Annotated in this window: 16 protein-coding genes; 5 read left to right on the top strand and 11 right to left on the bottom strand. The window is 64.4% G+C overall.

Annotation, left to right across the window (positions count from 1 at the left end; genetic code table 11):
* Positions 1-85: 85 nt before the first annotated feature.
* The 3 genes from LBW87_RS07235 to LBW87_RS07225 are packed head-to-tail and all read right to left on the bottom strand — an operon-like array spanning position 86 to position 3,075.
* A complete protein-coding gene (locus LBW87_RS07235; protein WP_225200765.1) occupies positions 86-397 on the bottom strand; it encodes a hypothetical protein in 312 nt (103 codons plus the stop codon).
* A 1-nt stretch (position 398) separates the two neighbouring features.
* Positions 399-1,760, bottom strand: a complete 1,362-nt coding sequence (locus tag LBW87_RS07230) for an acyclic terpene utilization AtuA family protein (protein ID WP_225200764.1) — start codon at positions 1,758-1,760, stop codon at positions 399-401.
* 13 nt (positions 1,761-1,773) lie between these two features.
* Complete coding sequence (locus LBW87_RS07225) at positions 1,774-3,075, bottom strand: CitMHS family transporter (RefSeq protein WP_225200763.1); 1,302 nt, start codon at positions 3,073-3,075, stop codon at positions 1,774-1,776.
* Between the two features lie 197 nt (positions 3,076-3,272).
* Between LBW87_RS07225 and LBW87_RS07220 the strand changes: the two genes are divergently transcribed.
* Positions 3,273-4,187, top strand: a complete 915-nt coding sequence (locus LBW87_RS07220; RefSeq protein WP_225200762.1) for a LysR family transcriptional regulator — start codon at positions 3,273-3,275, stop codon at positions 4,185-4,187.
* A 76-nt stretch (positions 4,188-4,263) separates the two neighbouring features.
* Here LBW87_RS07220 and LBW87_RS07215 read toward each other — a convergent pair whose 3' ends face one another.
* The 5 genes from LBW87_RS07215 to LBW87_RS07195 form a co-directional block, all read right to left on the bottom strand.
* Entirely contained in the window at positions 4,264-5,931 is a 1,668-nt protein-coding gene (locus LBW87_RS07215; RefSeq protein ID WP_225200761.1) for an MFS transporter, read from the bottom strand.
* Between the two features lie 445 nt (positions 5,932-6,376).
* The gene (locus LBW87_RS07210) at positions 6,377-7,537 is read right to left on the bottom strand and encodes a TIGR03364 family FAD-dependent oxidoreductase (protein ID WP_225200760.1); all 1,161 of its coding nucleotides are present in this window, start codon (positions 7,535-7,537) and stop codon (positions 6,377-6,379) included.
* Between the two features lie 64 nt (positions 7,538-7,601).
* Positions 7,602-8,585 (bottom strand): putative 2-aminoethylphosphonate ABC transporter substrate-binding protein, encoded by a 984-nt coding sequence (locus tag LBW87_RS07205; RefSeq protein WP_413927626.1) that lies wholly within the window; start codon positions 8,583-8,585, stop codon positions 7,602-7,604.
* A gap of 111 nt (positions 8,586-8,696) precedes the next feature.
* On the bottom strand, positions 8,697-10,382 hold the full coding sequence (locus LBW87_RS07200) for a putative 2-aminoethylphosphonate ABC transporter permease subunit (RefSeq protein ID WP_225200758.1): 1,686 nt from the start codon (positions 10,380-10,382) through the stop codon (positions 8,697-8,699).
* 10 nt (positions 10,383-10,392) lie between these two features.
* Positions 10,393-11,496, bottom strand: a complete 1,104-nt coding sequence (locus LBW87_RS07195; protein ID WP_225200757.1) for a putative 2-aminoethylphosphonate ABC transporter ATP-binding protein — start codon at positions 11,494-11,496, stop codon at positions 10,393-10,395.
* A 272-nt stretch (positions 11,497-11,768) separates the two neighbouring features.
* On the opposite strand from LBW87_RS07195, the gene LBW87_RS07190 reads away from it, so the two are divergent.
* From LBW87_RS07190 to LBW87_RS07180, 3 genes are all read left to right on the top strand, one after another.
* Positions 11,769-12,308 (top strand): energy transducer TonB, encoded by a 540-nt coding sequence (locus LBW87_RS07190; protein WP_225200756.1) that lies wholly within the window; start codon positions 11,769-11,771, stop codon positions 12,306-12,308.
* A 201-nt stretch (positions 12,309-12,509) separates the two neighbouring features.
* Positions 12,510-14,432 (top strand): SurA N-terminal domain-containing protein, encoded by a 1,923-nt coding sequence (locus LBW87_RS07185; RefSeq protein ID WP_225200755.1) that lies wholly within the window; start codon positions 12,510-12,512, stop codon positions 14,430-14,432.
* A 297-nt stretch (positions 14,433-14,729) separates the two neighbouring features.
* Positions 14,730-15,449: a glutamine amidotransferase gene (locus LBW87_RS07180; protein ID WP_225200754.1), complete on the top strand. Its 720-nt coding sequence runs from the start codon at positions 14,730-14,732 to the stop codon at positions 15,447-15,449.
* Positions 15,450-15,474: 25 nt separating this feature from the next.
* On the opposite strand, the gene LBW87_RS07175 is transcribed toward LBW87_RS07180, so the two are convergent.
* A complete protein-coding gene (locus tag LBW87_RS07175; protein ID WP_225200886.1) occupies positions 15,475-16,059 on the bottom strand; it encodes an arylesterase in 585 nt (194 codons plus the stop codon).
* A gap of 88 nt (positions 16,060-16,147) precedes the next feature.
* Here LBW87_RS07175 and LBW87_RS07170 point away from each other — a divergent pair, with 88 nt between their 5' ends.
* Positions 16,148-16,876, top strand: coding sequence for an ABC transporter ATP-binding protein (locus tag LBW87_RS07170; RefSeq protein ID WP_225200753.1), 729 nt, complete (start codon positions 16,148-16,150; stop codon positions 16,874-16,876).
* On the opposite strand, the gene LBW87_RS07165 is transcribed toward LBW87_RS07170, so the two are convergent.
* Complete coding sequence (locus LBW87_RS07165; protein WP_225200752.1) at positions 16,873-17,823, bottom strand: DMT family transporter; 951 nt, start codon at positions 17,821-17,823, stop codon at positions 16,873-16,875. The genes LBW87_RS07170 and LBW87_RS07165 overlap by 4 nt on opposite strands.
* Positions 17,777-19,330: an NAD(P)H-hydrate dehydratase gene (locus LBW87_RS07160; RefSeq protein WP_225200751.1), complete on the bottom strand. Its 1,554-nt coding sequence runs from the start codon at positions 19,328-19,330 to the stop codon at positions 17,777-17,779. The genes LBW87_RS07165 and LBW87_RS07160 overlap by 47 nt, the downstream gene beginning before the upstream one ends.
* Positions 19,331-19,395: the final 65 nt, after the last annotated feature.

The following is a 19,395-nucleotide window of genomic DNA, read 5'->3' as shown; positions in this document are numbered from 1 at the left end:
CAAACGGCATAGCCTGGCCGCGTGGGATGGCGCAGAAGAGGACGCCGGCAGCGCATGGCTGCCGGTCGGCCGGGCAGGACGTGGATCAGTCCTCGAGCTCAAGTTCGAGCGCCAGCATCAGCCCGGAAAGCGATTTGCCATGGGCGTCGAGCGCCAGCGAACGGGTCACGCCGCCGCCCAGGGCACGTTGCATGACGAAGTTCAGGGCGCCCAGGTGCGGCAGTTCATGGCGCGTGACTTCACCGTGCACGATGCCGGCAAAATGCTGGCGTACCCGTTCCGGTGTCAGCGCCCGCAGCAGCAGGGCATAGTCGTTGCGGTCGTAGGCGATGACCGAGATGTTGGAAATGTCCCCCTTGTCACCGGCCCGGGAATGGGCGAGTTGGCGCAGCAGCATGTCACAGCTCCTCGAAATGAATGTCGGTGCGCACCAGATCGCGCGGCACCAGCGTGGACAGTACCGCGATCACCTCGCGCGCTGCTTTGGTGGCGCCGCCGCCGCCGGCCGGGCCGTTGGTGTAGAGCGTCTCGACTTCGTTACCGATGCGCACCGCTTCGGCCAGGCTGGCCGTACGCCCGGTCACCCGCACCCGTACCTCGGAGGGCTCGTGGGCGAGGGTCGCATCGGGGCCGCCGATGGCGTTGATGCCGATCAGGTCGAAGCGCAGTTCGCTGGCCGCAACCCCGGTCAGTTGCAACCGCTCGCGCACGATGTCCAGCGCCAGTTGCGCCCGCGCCAGGGCGCCGGGGCCGGCGTACGAGATCTGTCCTTCGCCGATGAAACTGTCGCGGTAGCCCAGCGTGGTCTTGAGGGTGGCGGTGCGTGGCCGGCCGCGTCCACCGCTGACGGCAACCCGGTCCGGGCCGATCTCGCTGATGCTGACCTGTGAAAAGTCGGCCACCACGTCGGGCGTGAAATAGGACGCGGGGTCATGGATTTCGTACAGCAATTGTTCGGTGCAGGTGCGCGCCGTGACCTGGCCGCCGGAGCCGGCGACCTTGGTGATCACGGCGCTGCCGTCGGCCGCCACTTCGCCGATCGGAAAGCCCAGCCGCGCCAGGCCGGCGACATCCTTGCAGCCGGGATCGGCAAAATAGCCGCCGGTGATCTGCCCCGCGCATTCCAGCAGGTGGCCCACCAGCGTGCCCTGACCAAGCCGGTCCCAATCGTCCAGGGCCCAGCCGAACTCATGCACCAGCGGCGCCAGCACCAGCGCCGGATCGGCCACGCGGCCGGTGACGACGACATCGGCGCCGGCCTGCAGGGCGGCGACGATGGGGGCGATGCCGAGATAGGCATTGGCCGAGATCAGGCTGCTGCCCAGCGACGTCACGGACTGGCCGTTGTCTTCGATCTTGAATTCGCCGGCCTGCAGCACGGTGAGCACATCGTCGCCGGTGATGGCGGCAATCTTCAGCCGGGTCAGGCCCAGTTCGCGGGCGATGTCACGAATCCGTACGGCGGCGGCCAGCGGATTGGCCGCGCCCATGTTGGTGACGATGCGCACGCCGCGCTCGACGCAGGCCTTGAGCACCATGCGCATGCGTTCGGCCAGCAGCGGGTCGTAACCCTTGGCAGGGTCCGCCAGGCGCGCTTGCTGGCCGATGGCGATGGTACGTTCGGCCAGGCATTCGAAGATCAGGTAGTCGAGCTGGCCGTGTTCCGCCAGTTCGAGTGCCGGCTCGATACGGTCGCCCGAGTAACCGGCGCCGGCGCCGATGCGCACCGTGCGGCGGTCTGGTTCAACGGCTTTATTCATGGCTTGTCCAATCTCAAAACAGCGGGAACAACCCCAGCAGCACGCAGGCGATGGTCATCACCACCGACGCGCCGAACAGGAATGGAATGGTGTACTTCTGGTGGTCGGCCAGTTCGATGCCGGCCAGGCCGCACACCAGGAAGGTGGCCGGAGTCAGCGGGCTGACCGGGAAACCGGTGGTCATCTGGCCCAGCAGCGCGGCCTGCGCCACCTGGATGGTCGGCACGCCCAGCATGTGGCTGACTTCGGCGATCACCGGCAACACGCCGAAATAGAACGAGTCGGGATCGAACAGCAGCGACAGCGGCATCGACAACACGCCCAGCACCACCGGGATATGGCCGGCCATCTCGGGCGGCACGAAACCGACGGCGGTCTTGGCCATCGCCGAGAGCATGCCCGACTTGGTCATGATTCCGGTGAATACGCCGGCGGCGAACAGGATGCTGGCCATCAGCAAGGCGGCCTTGGCGTGGGCGTCGATGCGTTCGCGCTGCATGTTGACGTCGCGGTAGTTGATCATCAGGGCCGCGACCACGCCGATCATGAACATCACCACCGGGTCGACCCGGCCGCTGATCATCACGCCCAGCACGAACACGGTCAGCAGGATGTTGATCCAGAAGTTCTGCGGGCGACGGATCTTCAGTTGCGCCTCGGTCAGCTCGTGCTGCTGCACGAAATCGACCGTCGAACCCTTGCCCAGGCCGAGCCGGCGTTCTTCCTTCAGGCCCAGCAGCCAGGAGGCGATGAACACGAACGCCAGGCCGACCAGCTGCACCGGGATCAATGGCGTGAAGATGTCCGACACCGGAATATGCAGCGCCGCCGAGGCGCGGATCATCGGCCCGGTCCAGGGCAGGAAGTTGACGCCCGCGGCCATCGAAGCCACGCAGGCCAGGATGCGCTTGTCGATACCCAGCCGGTTGTACAGCGGCAGCATGGCCGGGATGGTGATCAGGAAGGTCACCGCGCCCGAGCCATCCAGGTGGATCAGCAGCGCCAGCAGGGCGGTGCCCGGCACGATGCGGGTAGGCCGGCTGCCGACCGTCTTGAGGATGCGGGTGATGATCGGGTCCAGCATGCCGGCGTCGGTGACGATGCCGAAGAACAGGATGGCAAAGACGAACATGCCGGCCACCGGCGCGATGGCGGTCACGCCCGAGACGATGAACTTCGAGGTCTGCAGGCCGAAACCGCCGACCAGCGCTGCAATGATGGGAATGGCGATCAGCGCCACCAGGGGCGACATCTTCTTGGTGAGGATGGCCGTGAACAACAATACGATCGTGACAAAGCCGAGCAGGGCAAGCATGTGGGTCTCCAGAATGCAGTTCGATTTCTTATTGGTCCTGCGCACCGGCCTTGTTGTTGGTCGTTCAGATCGGTCCAGGCAGCGCAAGCAGGGCGAGTGTAGGTTTGGGGCAATTTTGTTGTAAAGTTGATTTTTTCGATTGATTGATCGGTTTTTCAGATTAATCAATCTGCGCAATCACCCGACCCGGACTACCCGTGCAAACCAATATCTCCACCCGCCTGCTGCAGGCCTTCCTGGCGTTGTCCGATTGTCGCCATTTTGGCCATGCCGCCGAGCGCTGCCACGTCTCGCAATCGGCGTTCAGCGTGATGATCCAGAAGCTGGAGGCGGCCGCTGGCGCCCGGCTGTTCGAGCGCGACACCCGCAACGTCACACTGACCCCGGAAGGCGAATTGTTCGTCGAAGTGGCGCGCCAGCTGGTGTTTGATATCGAGGCGGCGTTCGCCGACATGAGCGACTACGTGGCGCGGCGCAAGGGCCGGGTGGCGGTGGCGGCGTTGCCATCGCTGGCGGCCGGCTGGTTGCCGCCGGTGCTGGCCGAATACCGGCGTCGCCATCCGGGCGTCACCGTCAGCCTGCATGACGCCATTTCAGACCACTGTCTCGACTTGCTGCGCCAGGGCAAGGTCGACATCGCCCTGACCGCGCCTGGGCCCAACCTGACCGAATTCGACACCCGCGCCTTGTGCAGCGACCCGTTCTACCTGGTGTGCCGTCGCGATCACAAGCTGGCGCGGCGGCGTCGCATCCGGGTCGATCACCTGGCCGGCTGCGAACTGATCCACCTGGCGCGCTCGACCAGCGTGCGCCAGCACCTGGAAGCCGCCTTGCCCCCGGGCAGCGTGGTCAATTCCGGGCTTGAAGTCGAACACCTGGCCACCGTGGCCGGCCTGATCCAGAGCGGCCTGGGGGTATCGGTGGTGCCGGAGCTGACCTTGTTCCAGTTTCGCCTGCCCGATCTGGTGGCGATCCCGATGGATGCGCCCGCACTGGTGCGCCCGCTGCTCATCGTCACCCCCAAGGAGCGCAGCCTGTCGATTGCCGCCAAGGGATTGCTGGCGCTGGTGGAACAGAAGGCAGCGCTGCAGGCTGCCGCTTCACCGCGCTGAACAAGCTGCGCTAAAAAAAAGACCGGTCGGAATCAGATCCCGACCGGTCCTTCTATTGCTGCAACAGCGTCTACGCTCAGTATTCGGCGTTGATGTCGTTGTGCACGGTTTCCTTGACGAACAGCGCGCCGATGACGACCGTCACCAGGGCGATGATGATCGGATACCACAGGCCGTAGTAGATGTCGCCCTGATAGGCCACCAGCGCGAACGAGGTGGTGGGCAGCAGGCCGCCGAACCAGCCATTGCCGATGTGGTAGGGCATGGACATCGAGGTGTAGCGGATGCGGGTCGGGAACATTTCGACCAGCGCCGCCGCAATCGGGCCGTACACCATGGTCACGTAGATCACCAGGATGAACAGCAGCAGCAAGACCATCGGCTTGTTGATCTGGTCCGGATCAGCCTTGCTGGGGTAGCCGGCAGCCTTGATATCGTCCAGCAGTTCCTTGCTGAAGGCCTTGTCTTTCTCGGCAGCAGCTTCCTTCGACAGGCCGGTGGCTTCGAACGAAGTGATCACCTTGTCGCCGATCTTGACGGTGGCAACGGAACCCGGTTCGCCGACGGCGTTCTGGTAGTTCACCGAGGCTGCGGCCAGCTTGGCCTTGGCCACGTCGCAGGACGAGGTGAACTTGGAGGTGCCGGTCGGGTTGAACTGGAATTTGCAGGTCTTGGGGTCGGCGGTGACGATCACCGGGGCCTTTTGCTGTGCCGCTTCCAGCGCCGGGTTGGCGTAGTGGGTCAGGGCGCTGAAGATCGGGAAGTAGGTCAGGGCCGCGATCAGGCAACCACCCAGGATGATCGGCTTGCGGCCGATACGATCCGACAGCGAACCGAACACCAGGAAGAACGGGGTCGCCAGCAGCAGCGCGGCGGCGATCAGGATGTTGGCGGTGGGGCCATCGACCTTCAACGACTGGGTCAGGAAGAACAGGGCATAGAACTGGCCGGTGTACCACACCACGGCCTGGCCGGCGGTCAGGCCGACCAGCGCCAGGATCACCAGCTTGAGGTTCTTCCAGCGACCGAAGGCTTCGGTCAGCGGCGCCTTCGAGATCTTGCCTTCCGACTTCATCTTGATGAAGGCAGGCGACTCGTTCATCGACATGCGGATCCACACCGAGATGGCCAGCAGCAGGATCGACACCAGGAACGGAATGCGCCAGCCCCAATCGGCAAAGGCGGCTTCACCGACGGCGGTACGCACGCCCAGGATCACCAGCAGCGACAGGAACAGGCCCATCGTGGCGGTGGTCTGGATCCACGCCGTGAAGGCGCCGCGACGACCTTCCGGCGCGTGTTCGGCCACGTAGGTGGCGGCGCCACCGTACTCGCCACCCAGCGCCAGGCCCTGCAGGATGCGCAGGATGATCAGGATGATCGGCGCGGTGATGCCGATCGAGTTGTAGTTGGGCAGGATGCCGACGATGAAGGTCGATGCGCCCATGATCAGGATGGTGACCAGGAAAGTGTATTTACGACCGACCAGATCGCCCAGGCGACCGAACACCAGCGCCCCGAACGGACGCACGATGAAGCCGGCGGCAAACGCCAGCAGCGCGAAGATGAAACCGGTGGTGGGATCGGTGCCGGCAAAGAACTGCTTGGCGATGATCGCTGCCAGCGACCCGTACAGGTAGAAGTCATACCATTCGAACACGGTGCCGAGTGAAGAGGCAAAGATGACTTTGCGCTCCTCCGGTGTGATGCCGCGCGCAGTCTTGTTGACTGATGCTGTCGTCATGCTGGTCTCCTTGATTTTAGTAATAGATTATTGGCATGGCCGAATGGGGCGTTATGCAAGAACGCGACGCATCCGCGCGGCGCCATCCCCTGATCGACACAAGGTGCGATATTTTTCGCATTGCGTGCGTAATGGCCCACTTGTCCACGCGCCGAGTGTGCGACCCAAAACTTACGCAGGACTTGCTTGAAACTTACACAGGCTTACAGATCGGGCCTGCGGAAATAAGCTGCGTTGCAGCATGAAACGGCAGGCCGGGAGCGGCTTGCGAGGGTGGTGCAGGTTTTTGCGGCGCAGCGAAAGGCGCCAGGCGATCTTTAGAAGATGTTAAAGATGTTATTTAATTGGATGAAAGCCGCTGGGCCCTGACGTTCGCCAGGGCGACGGCGCCGGACCTATAAGTATTGCGTCGTGCCGGCGAATGCCGGTACCCAGCGACTGCTGCTCAGCCCGGCAATGCCGTGCCTTCCAGCAAGGCCTGCACCACGCGCTCGCCCAGGCCCAGCCCGACGCTCATGCCGATGCCGGTATGCATCAGCACGGCGCTGGTGTGTTCATCGATCTTCAGTGCCGAGAACGGCCCCGGTCCCTTGCTGCCGTAGACGCCTTGCCAGCGTTCCAGCACTTGCACCCGGGTGGCCAGGGTATGTTCGGCCAGGTCGATCAGCAACTGGTCGATTTCTTCGTTGTTGAACGGCGGCGAGTCGGTGCCGTAATAGTGCGAGTCGCCCACGATCAGCTCCTGGTAAGGCGTCGGGCTGACCAGCAGGTGGATGCCGTGGCGATTGAGCAGCGGCGCGGTGGCTTCGATCTCGGCGTCGACGGCGCGCGCCGACGGCAGGTCAGAGAAGGCGCCGTAGTGGGTGCAGGACAGGCCGGTCAGCACCGCGTGCGTCAATGCCAGAGGCGGCGTATCGATCGCCTTCACGCGCAGCATCTGCAGCCGGCACTGTTTCAGGTTCATCGGTTGCAGGCGATCGGCAAACAGCGTCTGGTAGTCGTGGCCCGAGCAGACGATCACGCGCTCGGCGCGAAATTCGCCGGCGGTGCTCGACAGGTGGCCGCCGCCGGCGCCATGCACCAGGGTATTGAAGCGAAAGTGCACCCCTTGCGAATGCAGGTAGGCCACCAGCGCCGGCATCGCCTCGCGCGAGTACAACTGCAGGTCTTCGGTGCCGTGCAGCGCCGACAGATGATGTCCGAAGCGGCCATTGTAGAGCGCAGCCAGCTTGTCGCCCTGCAGCAGCGAGACGCGATATTCGTGCTGACGCGCGCGCACCACCATGAATTCCTGCAGCACCTCGTGCTCAGCCTGGGTGCGGGCAAACAGCAGGCTGCCGGCTTCGCGTGCGCTGAAGTTGGCGCGGGCTGCCAGGTACAGCCACAGGGCACGGCTTTCGCGCGCCAGATCCAGCATGATGCCGGGCGGCTGGCCGGTGACCAGGCCCATGCCGAAGTTGCGGATCGAGGCGCCCATGGGGGTGCCGGTGCGCTCGAACACGGCCACCCGCAGGCCGCGCTTGACGGCGGCGAAGGCGTGCGCCAGGCCGAGGATGCCGGCGCCCACCACGGCCAGGTCGAAATGTCGGGGATCGGTGCTGTTCATGAATGCTCCATCGAATACGGTTGTGCGCGCCGGGCCGGTGTGCTGGCCGGCGCGCGTTGCTGCCTTATTGCTTCTTTTCTGCCTTGCTTTCGTAGCGCTTGCTCCATTCGGTCAGGATGCGGTCGCGATTGGTGCTGGCCCAGGTGAAGTCGTTCTTGATCAGGCGCTTTTCATAATCGGCCGGCAGCAGCTCATCCGGCTTGGCGATGCCGGGCATGGCGACTACCGCGAAGTTCTTCTCGTACAGCGTCATGGCTTCGCGGCTGGCCGAGAAATCGGCCAGGCGCTTGGCGGCCTCGAGGTTCTTGGTGCCCTTGACGATGGCGGTGGCTTCGATGTCCCAGCCCAGGCCTTCGCTTGGCAGGATCACGTCGATCGGCGCGCCTTCCTTCTTGGTCTTCACGGCGCGGTATTCGAAGGCGATGCCGATCGGGAATTCACCGGTGGCGGCCTGCTTGCAGGGCTTGGAGCCGGAGTGGGTGTACTGGCCGATGTTCTTGTGCAGGGCGTCCATGTAGGCCCAGCCCTTGTCTTCACCCATCATCTGCAGCCAGGCCGAGACGTCCAGGTAGCCGGTGCCGGACGAGGCCGGGTGCGGCATGACGATCTTGCCGGCATAGACCGGCTTGGTCAGGTCGGCCCACGAGGTCGGCTTGGGCAGCCCCAGCTTTTGCGCCTCGACGGTATTGAAGCAGATTGCCGACGCCCATACGTCCATGCCGACCCAGGCCGGCGGATTGGCGGCGCTGCGGTACTTGGCCTCGATGTTGGACAGGGTCTTGGGGGCGTACGGGGTCAGCATGCCTTCCTTGTCGAGCATGGCCAGGCTGGTGGCGGCCAGGCCCCAGATGGCGTCGGCTTGCGGATTGGCCTTTTCTGCCAGCAGCTTGGCGGTGACGATGCCGGTCGAATCGCGCACCCACTTGATCTCGATATCCGGGTTGGCCTTCTGGAATGCCGCCTGGTAGGCCTTGATCTGGTCGGCTTCGAGCGCGGTGTAGACCGTCAGGGTGCTTGCCGCATGGGCGGCCGATGCCGACAACAGCATGCCGACGCCGGCAATCGATGCCAGCAGTTTGAATAGCGTGGTTTTCTTCATGATGGCCTTGATTTGGCTGGGTTGGAAAAGCGAAACGGGAAAGCGAAAAGGAAAAACCATTCAGCGCGTGCGGCGCCAGCCCTGGGTGCGGGCCACCGCGCCGCGCGCGACCAGGTGCAGCAGTAGCGAGGCCAGCGCCGAACTGAGCAGGATCAACGTCGACATGGCGGCGGCCGGCCCGACATCGCCGGCGTCATCCATGTTCAGCACCGCCACCGAGGCCAGCACCGTGTCGGGGCGATACAGGAAGATCACGGCCGAGACCGTGGTCATCGACGACACGAACAGGTAGCGGAAGATCTCCAGCAACTGCGGTAGGCACATCGGCACGGTGACTCGCACGAAGGTCTTGATCAGCGGCACCTTGAGCGAGAGCGAGGCGGCCTCGAACTCGGGGTCGAGCTGCTTGAGGGCGGTGACGGCGGTGAGATGGGCGGTGGTGTAGAAGTGCACGACCGAACACACCACCAGCAGGCTCATGGTCCCGTACAGGAAATTGAACGGATTGGCCGGATGATTGAAGAACAGCAGGCTGCCCAGCCCCAGCACCAGGCCCGGCACCGCCATCGGCAGGAAGCACAGCATGCGCAGCAGCGGCGACAGCAACACCGTGCGGCGCGTCTTTTCCATCAGCCAGGCGCCGCCGAATACCACCACGGTGCCGATCACGCTGGTGCCGCAGGCCAGTCGCAGGCTGTTGCGGTAGGCCAGCCAGCCGCCGCCATCCATGTTGTCGAAGTCATAGTGCTGCCATGTCAGTTGCAAGTTGTAGGGCCACAGCTTGACCACCGAGGCGCCCATGGCCACGGCCAGCATCAGCACGATGGCGCCGCATATCGCCAGCAACGCCAGCAGGATGGGTATATCGCGGCGCCAGTCGGGGCGCGCCGCATAGGGTTCGGAACGGCTGGTGGTCTGGGCCCGCTGGCGCCGCTGCAGCCAGCCGTCGACGGCGAAGGTGAGCAGCGCCGGCACCAGCAGCAACAGGCCGATCAGGGCGCCACGGCCGAACTGCTGCTGGCCGACCACCGCCTTGTAGGCTTCGACCGCCAGCACGCTGTAGGCGCCGCCGACGATCTTGGGCACGCCGAAATCGGTGATGGTGAGCGTAAACACCAGGCACAGCGCGCCGAACACGCCGTAGCGGGTCGCCGGCAGGGTGACGCTGGTGAAACGGCGCCAGCGCGAGGCACCCATCGCATTGGCGGCGTCATAGAGGCGGGCATCGGCCTGCGACAGCGCCGACAGCAGGATCATCAGGGCATGCGGGAAGGTGTAGAACACCTCACCCAGCAGGATGCCCCAGAAACCGTAGATGCCGCCATCCATCAGTTCCTTGAACAATCCCTGGTTGCCGAACAGGTAGATCAGGGCAATGCCCGGCAGCAGCGAGGGCGCCAGCAAGGGCAGCAGGCCGATGCCGCGCCAGGCGCCCTTGAGCGGTATGCAGCTGCGCTGCAGCGCATAGGCGAACACATACGCCAGCGGCACTGTCACTAGCGCGGTGACGCCGGAGACCCACACGCTGCGACCCAGCATGGGCAGGAAATTGGCATTGGAAAACAGCGCGATCAGCGGTTGCAGCCCGGCCCATCGACCATCGCTGGTGAATGCGGCCTGGCCCATGATGAACAGCAGCGGCCCGACCAGCCCCAGCGACAAGGCGCACAGCAGCAGCCACTTGAGGCCGGTAGCCAAAAGTTGACCCAGGTCGTGGGGCCGGGTGAAGGCGGCAGCGATCAGCATCGGCGCGACCTCAGACGAACACCTGCAGCGCCTGGCGCGGCAGGGCAATCCACAGTTCGGACTGGGGCAGGTGCGGCAGCCGTTGATGGGCTTCGTCACTGACATCGGCCAGCAGCGTCTGGCCCGGCAGGTCGTCGGCGCACAGGGCCAGGCGAGTGTGATTGCCCAGGTAGAGCCGATCCACCACCCGCGCCCGCAGGCGGTTGGCGGCATCGGGCGCCGGGAACAGGTCGATCGATTCGGGGCGACAGAACAGGCGGCCACGTGCCAGTTCTTCTTCCTCCGGCAGGATCTCGAACTGCAATGCGCCGACCGCCACCTGCGAGCCCGAGATACGGGTGAAGGGGAGCCAGTTGGATTGCCCGATGAAATCCGCCACGAACGGCGTAGCCGGGCGCCGGTAGATGTCGGCCGGGGTGCCGAACTGCTCGATGCGCCCGCGCTGCATGACGGCAATGCGGTCGGCCATCACCATCGCCTCTTCCTGATCGTGGGTGACCATCAGCGTGGTGATGCCGAACTGTTTCTGCAGGCGCCGGATCTCCAGTTGCAGGTGCTCGCGCACCTGGGCATCGAGCGCCGAGAGCGGTTCGTCCAGCAGCAGCAGCGAAGGCGAGGGCGCCAGTGCGCGGGCCAGCGCCACCCGCTGCTGCTGGCCGCCCGACAACTGGGCCGGATATTTGCGTTCGCTACCGGCCAGGCCCACCATGTCCAGCATGGCGGCCACCCGTTCGCTTTTTTGCTGGCGCGTCAGGCGCGAGCCGCCCGTATTGAGGCCATAGCCGACATTGTCGGCGACACAGAGATTGGGAAACAGTGCATACGACTGAAACAGGATGCCGTAGTCGCGCGCCTGCGGCGGCAACTGCGAGATGTCGCGCCCGCCGGCCTGCAGACGGCCGCTATCCTGGCGTTCGAGCCCGGCGATGGTGCGCAGTAGCGTGGTCTTGCCGCAGCCGGACGGGCCCAGCAGGCATACCATCTCGCCCTGGCCGACGTCCAGGCTGACAGCGTCGAGCGCGGTGAAGGCGCCGAAACGCTTGCTCAGCTCGCGTACGGACAGGAACGGTGCGGGCCGGTCGAGATGGTCTGTGCAGGAGCGGGTCTGGGTCATGGGGTGGGGTGTGGTTTCGCGTTGGCCGGCTAGGTCCGGTCAGGATGCATGCGGATGTTACGGCTGCAATGTGACTGCTGGATGACGCATGTCGATGTGATAACAGTGCTCAATTCAAGCTATAGGTCGAAGTTATGGATCAGCGTGAAAAGCCCGTCGCCGTGGCATCATGCGGGTGCGCCGCAACACCGAAGATCGGGAATCGTCGCCACGCTTTGCAGTCGAAGCAAACATGTTGAAAGCAGGTCGAACGTGCCTGCAGGGAGAGTGCCATGCGCCAATCTTGTCAATTCCTTCAGTCCCGGCAAGCGCCATTCAAGCGCGGCCGGACCGCCGGCGTGCTGGCGTTGGCCGCAGCCCTGGCGGCCTGCAGCCAGCCGCCCAGCACCCAGGAGCAGCGCGACGACCTGGCGCGCTCGATCATCGAGCAGAAGCAGATCACCACGCCCGACGGCACCTCGACGGCCACCACCACCGATGGCTACAAGCAGGACCTGGCGCGCCGCATCGCCCAGGTCAATTCGACCAGCGTCTACATCGAGCGTCCGCAGGCGCTGCTGCGGGCGGTGATCGTGATCAAGTACGTGGTGGACCGGGACGGCAACCTGGTCAAAAGCGAGATCCTGCGCAGCAATCGCGACCGCAATGCCGAGACCAGTGCGCTGGGCAGCCTCAAGAACACCGCGCCATTCCCCAAGCCGCCCGAAGCGTTGCTGCAAGGCGGGCGCATCGAGCTATCCGAGAGTTGGCTGTTCAATAATGATGGCCGCTTCCAGTTACGCAGCGTAGCGCTGGCCCAAATGGGTGAGTGAGGGGCGAATGAGGGGCGAATCAGGCCGTTGGCATGTGTATAATGTCGCGCGTGCACGATAGGTGTGCGTTGTGCGTCTGGAACCTGTTGCCGCAGTGGCGTGACGAGGTGAACGTGAGTTCACCTTTTTTATTACTGCACGCGGGCGCCGCGTTCCGGATGCGCGCCTTCATTGACCGAATCGTTTATTGATTGGCTATTCATGTTTGATTTCATTCGTACTCACCAGCGCCTGATGCAGTTCTTGCTGTTGCTGTTCATCTTCCCGTCGTTCGCATTCTTCGGCCTGGAAGGTTATAGCCGCCTCACCGATGGCGACAACGCCGTGGCCAAGGTGGCCGGCCAGACCATCACCAAGGAAGACTGGGATCAGGCCCATCGCCAGCAACTCGAGCGCATGCGTCAAGCCTATGGCAATCAGTTCGATTCCAAGTTGTTCGATACCCCGGCCGCTCGTCGCGCCATCCTCGAGAACCTGATCGCCCAGCGCGCATTGGGCGCCGAAGTGGTCAAGGCCAAGCTGGTGGTGCCTGACGCCGCGATCCAGCAGAGCATCCTGCAGATCCCTGGCTTGACCAAGCCGGACGGCAGCTTCGACAACGACCAATACCGTGTGCTGCTGGCCGCCCAGGGCTTGACCCAGAAGAATTACGAAGCCGGCCTGCGTCGTGAGATGGCGTTGCAGCAACTCAATGCCGCCGTCCAGAGCACCGCCTTCGCCCCGCGTTCGGTGTCGCAGAACCTGTCGGCATTGAACGACCAGGAACGCACGGTGCAGGTGCTCAACTTCCGTCCCGACGCGTATGCCGCGCAGGTCAAGGTGAGCGACGACATGCTCAAGGCGTATTACGACAAGAACGCGCGTCAGTTCGAGGTGCCGGAACAGGCCAGCATCCAGTACGTGGTGCTGGACGCGGCAGCCGTGGCGGCGCAGTCGAGCGTGAGCGATGCCGACATCCAGTCGTATTACGATCAGAACAAGAAGCTGTATGCGACGCAGGAAGAGCGTCGCGCTAGCCATATCCTGATCACCGTCAAGAAGGACGCATCGGCGGCCGACAAGGCTGCCGCCAAGTCCCGTGCCGATGCGCTGGTGGCGCAGTTGCGCAAGAACCCGGCCGATTTTGCCAAGCTGGCCAAGGCCAATTCGCAGGATCCCGGTTCGGCCGAAAACGGTGGCGACCTGGGCTACTTCGGTCGCGAAGCGTTGACCAAGCCGCTCGAGGACGCTGCCTTCAGCCAGAAGCAGGGCGAGATCGGCAATCCGGTCGAATCCGATTTCGGTTATCACATCATCCAGGTGACCGGCATCAAGCCGGCAGCGGTGAAGTCGCTTGAATCGGTCAAGGCCGAAATCGGTGGCGAGATCAAGAAGCAGATCGCCGCCAAGCGTTATTCCGACATGGCCGACCAGTTCAACAACCTGGTCTACGAACAGGGCGACAGCCTGCAGCCGGTGGCCGACAAGCTGCAACTGAAGATCCAGACCGCCAGCGGCGTGACCCGGGTGCCGAATCCGGCAGCCGGTAATGCGGCCTATAACAATGGCAAGTTCCTGAGCGCGCTGTTCAAGGACGACGTGATCAAGGCCAAGCACAACACCGAAGCGGTGCAGGCTGCGCCCAACACCCTGATCGCCGGTCGTATCGTCGACTACAAGCCGGTCTCCAAGCGCCCCTTTGATGAAGTCAAGGACCTGGTCCAGAAGGCCGTGCTGCTGGAACAAGAGCAGATCCTGGCGACCAAGGCAGGCCAGGCCAAGCTGGCCGAGCTCAAGCAGAACGACAGCGGCGCCGGATTCACCGACGCCCGGGTGGTGTCGCGCGTCAAGAGCGAAGGCTGGACCGAACAGGGTTTCAATGCGGTCATGAAGGTCGATGCCGCCAAGTTGCCGGCCTACACCGGCGTCGAGAGCCCTGGCCTGGGTTACCAGATCTATCGCGTCACCAAGGTCGAGCAGCCCAAGGTGGTGGACCAGGCCCGTCGCAAGACCGAACAGGAGCAGATCGCCAACGTCCTGTCGCAACAGGAAACCCTGGCTTACCTGGCTTTCCTGCGTGAAAAGGCCAAGACCCAGCTGCTCAAGGGCGCCGACACGGTCAGCGCCGATGATGCTGCCAAGTAACTAAATGACGACTGCGCGACGCCAATGGCGTGGCGAGTCGGCACAAAGTGCTAAATAATTTCGATGGGCCGCTTTTCTAGCGGCCCTTTTTGTTTCATCATGGATGCGGCGCAGCATTGCCGTTGGGGAATAGGCGGATCGCGAGGCGGGTTTTCATGGCGCGGGAATATCCTGCGCATCGGGCGGCCTGCTCGTATTGATGTCATCCGGACTGCCGTGCTTCGCGTTGGTAAGCTGTTAGACAAGGTTTGTTGTTGCTGAATAACTGATTGACGTCCTTTACTCATTACGTTGCCGATGCCCGCTCCCGTCCTGATCATCCAAACCGGTGATGCCAACCAGACCCTGAAAAGCAGCTACGGCGGCTATGCGCAACAGATCCAGTCCGCGGCCGGCCTGTGCGCCGACGAGATCGATGTCGTCAATGTCTGCGATGGCCAGAGCCTGCGCTCGGCCTGTTCGTACCGGGCGGTGTTCATCACCGGTTCACCGGCGATGGTCACCGATCGCGAGGACTGGAGCGAGCGCACGGCCGAATGGCTGCGCGAGGCGGCGCTGCAGGAGATGCCGATGTTCGGTATCTGCTATGGCCATCAGTTGCTGACCCATGCCTTCGGCGGCGAGGTTGGCTACAACCCGTCAGGGCGCGCGGCCGGCACGATGCATGTCGAAATGCTGGAATGCTGCCGCAAGGATCCGCTGCTGGCCGAATTGCCGCCGACCTTTCCGGCCCACATGCTGCATATGCAGTCGGTGTTGCGCCCGCAGGCCGATGCCACGGTCATGGCGCGTTCGCCGATGGACCCGCATCACATGCTCAAGCATGCCGACAATATCTACTCGACCCAGTTTCACCCCGAGTTCTCGCCGGACTTCGTTCGCGCCCACCTGAATTACTACGCCGATGTGTACCGCGGCTGCGGTATCGATGCGCTGGCGCTGCGCGAGAAGGTCAGCGATACGCCCCAGTCGACCGGGCTGCTGCGCCGTTTCCTGGCGCTGCACGCGCGCCACTGACACTTCACACCCACTTCGCCGTTAGTTATTTCACGCCGACCAGCGGCTTGAGGTGCGGCCAGACGTTGTCCAGCAGCTTGCCTTGCGCCTGTTCGTTAGGGTGGATGCGGTCGGCCTGGAACAGTGACAGATCGGCGGCGATGCCTTCCATGAAGAAGGGCACCAGCGCCGCCTTGTTGCGCTTGGCCAGCGACTCGAACATGGCCGAGAAGCGGCGCGTGTAGTCAGCCCCGTAGTTGGGCGGAATCTGCATGCCCACCAGCAGCACGCGTGCACGGGCTTGCTGCGCCATGTCGATCATGGCTTGCAGGTTCTGTTCGGTGGCGTTCAGTTGCAGGCCGCGCAGTGCATCGTTGCTGCCCAGTTCGATCAGGACGATGTCGGGCTGGTTCTTCTGCAGCAGTGCGGGCAGGCGATTCTTGCCGCCGATGGTGGTGTCGCCGCTGATGCTGGAATTGATTACCCGCGCCTCGACCTTGTTCTGCTGCAGCCGTTGCTGCAACAGCTGGGTCCAGCCGCTGCCGCGCGCCAGGCCGTACTCGGCCGACAGGCTATCGCCCAGCACAAGCACCGTTTTTGGGGCAGAATAAGCGCTCGCCGTCGCCAGCATCAGGACGGCGCCCACCAGCAGTCCCAGCCAAGCGCGCCACGTGCGGCTGCCTGCCTCGATCGAATTCCTCCTTGCCTGGTTGCCCTGCATGCCCGACACCGCCGTTGCTTTCCAATCTGCTGCCGCCATTTCTGCTTTCCCTGCCATTGAAGTCCTTGGTTTATCCAAACATGTTGCCGATGCCTCGGCCGAGTCGGGACGCCTGCGCATTTTGTCCGAGATCGATTTTACCGTGGCTGCCGGCACCACGCTGGCCATCGTCGGCGCCTCCGGTTCGGGCAAGTCAACCTTGCTGGGCTTGTTGGCCGGCCTGGATACGCCCAGCGAAGGAACGGTGCGCCTGGACGGCGAAGACATCTTCGCGCTCGACGAAGACGGCCGGGCGGTACTGCGCAAGCGCAAGCTGGGTTTCGTGTTCCAGTCGTTCCAGTTGCTGGGGCACCTGACCGCGCTGGAAAACGTGATGTTGCCGCTGGAGTTGCGGGGCGACGCAAACGCCCGCGCCAAAGCCGAACAGATGCTGGCGCGGGTCGGTCTGGGCAGTCGCCTCAAACATTATCCGAAATTTCTGTCAGGCGGCGAGCAGCAGCGCGTGGCGCTGGCCCGCGCCTTCGTCACCGAGCCGCCGCTGCTGTTGGCCGACGAACCGACCGGCAGCCTGGATGCGGTCACCGGCGAGGCCGTGATTGCCCTGATGTTCGAACTGAACCAGGAACGCGGCTCGACCCTGGTGCTGGTCACCCACGATCGTTCGATCGCGGCGCGCTGTGCGCATACCATCACGATAGCCGCTGGCCGGCTGGCCGGGCAGACCTAGACCGCTTCGCCTGGCTCGGCCGGCAGCGGCGGCCGCTTGCGCCGGTGCTCGACCAGTGCGATACCCATGCCGCTGGCGCAGATCACGGCGATGCCGATGATGGTGATGCCATCCGGGAACTGCCCGAACACCAGCCAGCCCATCGCCGAGGCCGAGATGATCTGGGCGTAGAAGAAGGGCGTCAGCAATGAGGCCTCGGCATGGCGATAGGCGTTGTTCTGCAGGAAGTGGCCGATGGTGCTGGTGATGCCGGTCGAGATCAGGATCAGCCATTCGACGGTCGTGGGCGCATGCGCGCTCCAGAAGAACGGCACCGCCAGCGTCGACAGCGCGCTACCCATCAACGCACCATAGAACAGCGTCACCATCGGGTCGTCGGCCTGGTTGGCCTTGCGGTTGAGGATCGACATCAGCGCCATGGTAAATGCCGACAGCATCCCCAGCGCCACGCCATGCGGTGGAATGTCGCCGCCCGGCCGGATCACGATCAGCATGCCGGCAAATCCCACCAGCACTGCAATCCAGCGCGAGACATAGGTCCGCTCGCGCAATAGCCACGGCGAGATCGCCAGCACGATCAGCGGCGCGCAGAAGTTCATCGCGGTGCCTTCGGCCAGCGGCACGATCTTGAGCACCGAGAAAAAGATCAGCGTCGACGCCAGCAACAGCACGCCGCGCCCCATCTGCAGGCCCAGCCGGTTGGAGCGAAAGATGCTGCGCCCGCTGCGGCGCTGGTAAAGCGGCACCAGCGTGATCGCCATGAACAGCACGTTGATGCTGTAGCGCATCCAGGCGATCATCATCACGTGGTAGCCGGAACTGGCCAGCAGCTTGCCGGCCGTATCGAGCAGCGACAGCGTCCACAGGCCCGTAACCAGGAAGATGACGCCGATGAAAAGCTTAGGTTCGAATGCGATGCGGGCTGGCGGCAGGGCGCTGGTGGACATGGTCTCGGATGATATTGTTGAACACGGCTCTGATGGCCGGGATGAATTCGCTGGCGGTCAGGCCTACCGGCCCCAGTCCTTGCGCCACCAGCAGGTCGGCGGCGGCGCCATGGATCCAGGTCGCCGCCAGTGCCGCTTCCCGCGCCGGCCAGCCCTGCGCCAGCAAGGCGCCGCACAGGCCCGAGAGCACGTCGCCGGTGCCGGCCGTGGACAGCCCGGGATTGCCGGTGGGATTGATCACGATCTCGCCATCGGGAAACGCAATGATCGTTCCCGCCCCCTTGAGCACGGCGATCACATTCAGTTCGCGGGCCAGCTTGCGCGCCGCCAGTGGCCGGTCGCGCTGCACGCTTTCGGTGGTGGTGTCGAGCAGGCGCGCCGCCTCCAGCGGGTGCGGGGTGATGATGCTGGCGCCGGCGCGTTCCTGCAGCCGGTGTTGCAGCGGCGGTTCGGACGAGATCAGGTTGAGGGCGTCGGCGTCGAGCACGATATCGGCCTGGCTGGCCAGCGCCCGCGTCAGGATGTCGTGCGCATGGCGCGAGGTGCCCATGCCGGGGCCGACCACCAGCGCCGCGCCGGCGCCGAACTCGACCCGGTCGGCATTGCGGAACATCAGTTCGGGATGGCTGCTGTCATAGGCCGGACCGTCATCGACGAAGGCCAGGTAGACGCGCCCGGCGCCGCCATAGGCTGCACTGCGCGCGGCCAGCACCGGGGCGCCCGCCATGCCGCGCGCGCCGCCGACGACGATCACGTCGCCATAGCTGCCCTTGTGGCTATTGTTGGCACGGGGCTTGAGCGCCGCGGCAAACAGCGCCGGGCCGTTGAGGCGGGCGTGCGGCGTGGGCAGCGTCTGGCCGTCAAGCTCCAGCAAGCAGACTTCGACACGGCCGCTATGATCGCGGCCATCGCAGGTGTGCAGGCCCGGCTTGTCGCCCAGGAAGGTGATGGTGTGGGTGGCATTGATGGCCACCCCGTCGCGACCGCCGACGATGGCGCCGGTGTCGGCGTCGAGTCCGCTGGGAACGTCGATGGCCAGCACCTGGCACGGCAACTGGTTGATGCTGTCGATGATGGCGCGCAACTTGCTGCCGGGCGGGCGGGACAGGCCGATGCCGAACAGGCCGTCGATGACCAGCGCCCAGGATCGCTGTTGCAGCCCGGCCGGGCTCAGGTCGTCGATGAAATCGAGGGCGGCTTCGCGCGCCAGGTACAAGGCGTGCTGCGCATCGGGCGGCTGGGTGGCCGGGTCGGCGTGCAACTGGACGGCGACATCGATGCCGGCTTCTTCCAGCAGGCGCGCCGCCTCCAGGGCGTCACCGCCGTTGTTGCCGGGACCGGCCAGGATCAGCACCGCCGCCGACGATTCGGTGACCGAGTTCAGTAGTCGCTGGGCGGTTTCGGCGCAGGCCGCGCCAGCGCGTGCCATCAGGGTATAGGCGGGGAGGCCGGCGGCAGCGGCATGCTCGACTTCGCGGATTTCTGCAACCGTGTAGAGCGTGCTCATGGCGGTGGTGGCGTGGATTGAGTGGCACGAATGGAGCGCTCAATTCTAAGTCAATTGTCCCCGCC

The organism is Herbaspirillum sp. alder98 (assembly GCF_020179755.1).
Lineage (GTDB): Bacteria > Pseudomonadota > Gammaproteobacteria > Burkholderiales > Burkholderiaceae_D > Herbaspirillum.
The sequence above is the reverse complement of the archived record's forward strand: the minus strand, read 5'-3'. Positions and strand labels throughout refer to the sequence as shown.

Bases quoted from the DNA above. Each gene is read 5' to 3' on its own strand.
- LBW87_RS07175 (WP_225200886.1), bottom strand. From the start codon at position 16,059: ATGCTGGCGACGGCGAGCGCTTATTCTGCCCCAAAAACGGTGCTTGTG.
- LBW87_RS07225 (WP_225200763.1), bottom strand. From the start codon at position 3,075: ATGCTTGCCCTGCTCGGCTTTGTCACGATCGTATTGTTGTTCACGGCC.
- LBW87_RS07185 (WP_225200755.1), top strand. From the start codon at position 12,510: ATGTTTGATTTCATTCGTACTCACCAGCGCCTGATGCAGTTCTTGCTG.
- LBW87_RS07215 (WP_225200761.1), bottom strand. From the start codon at position 5,931: ATGACGACAGCATCAGTCAACAAGACTGCGCGCGGCATCACACCGGAG.
- LBW87_RS07205 (WP_413927626.1), bottom strand. From the start codon at position 8,585: ATGCTGTTGTCGGCATCGGCCGCCCATGCGGCAAGCACCCTGACGGTC.
- LBW87_RS07200 (WP_225200758.1), bottom strand. From the start codon at position 10,382: ATGCTGATCGCTGCCGCCTTCACCCGGCCCCACGACCTGGGTCAACTT.
- LBW87_RS07180 (WP_225200754.1), top strand. From the start codon at position 14,730: ATGCCCGCTCCCGTCCTGATCATCCAAACCGGTGATGCCAACCAGACC.
- LBW87_RS07170 (WP_225200753.1), top strand. From the start codon at position 16,148: ATGCCCGACACCGCCGTTGCTTTCCAATCTGCTGCCGCCATTTCTGCT.
- LBW87_RS07195 (WP_225200757.1), bottom strand. From the start codon at position 11,496: ATGACCCAGACCCGCTCCTGCACAGACCATCTCGACCGGCCCGCACCG.
- LBW87_RS07160 (WP_225200751.1), bottom strand. From the start codon at position 19,330: ATGAGCACGCTCTACACGGTTGCAGAAATCCGCGAAGTCGAGCATGCC.
- LBW87_RS07165 (WP_225200752.1), bottom strand. From the start codon at position 17,823: ATGTCCACCAGCGCCCTGCCGCCAGCCCGCATCGCATTCGAACCTAAG.
- LBW87_RS07190 (WP_225200756.1), top strand. From the start codon at position 11,769: ATGCGCCAATCTTGTCAATTCCTTCAGTCCCGGCAAGCGCCATTCAAG.
- LBW87_RS07235 (WP_225200765.1), bottom strand. From the start codon at position 397: ATGCTGCTGCGCCAACTCGCCCATTCCCGGGCCGGTGACAAGGGGGAC.
- LBW87_RS07230 (WP_225200764.1), bottom strand. From the start codon at position 1,760: ATGAATAAAGCCGTTGAACCAGACCGCCGCACGGTGCGCATCGGCGCC.
- LBW87_RS07210 (WP_225200760.1), bottom strand. From the start codon at position 7,537: ATGAACAGCACCGATCCCCGACATTTCGACCTGGCCGTGGTGGGCGCC.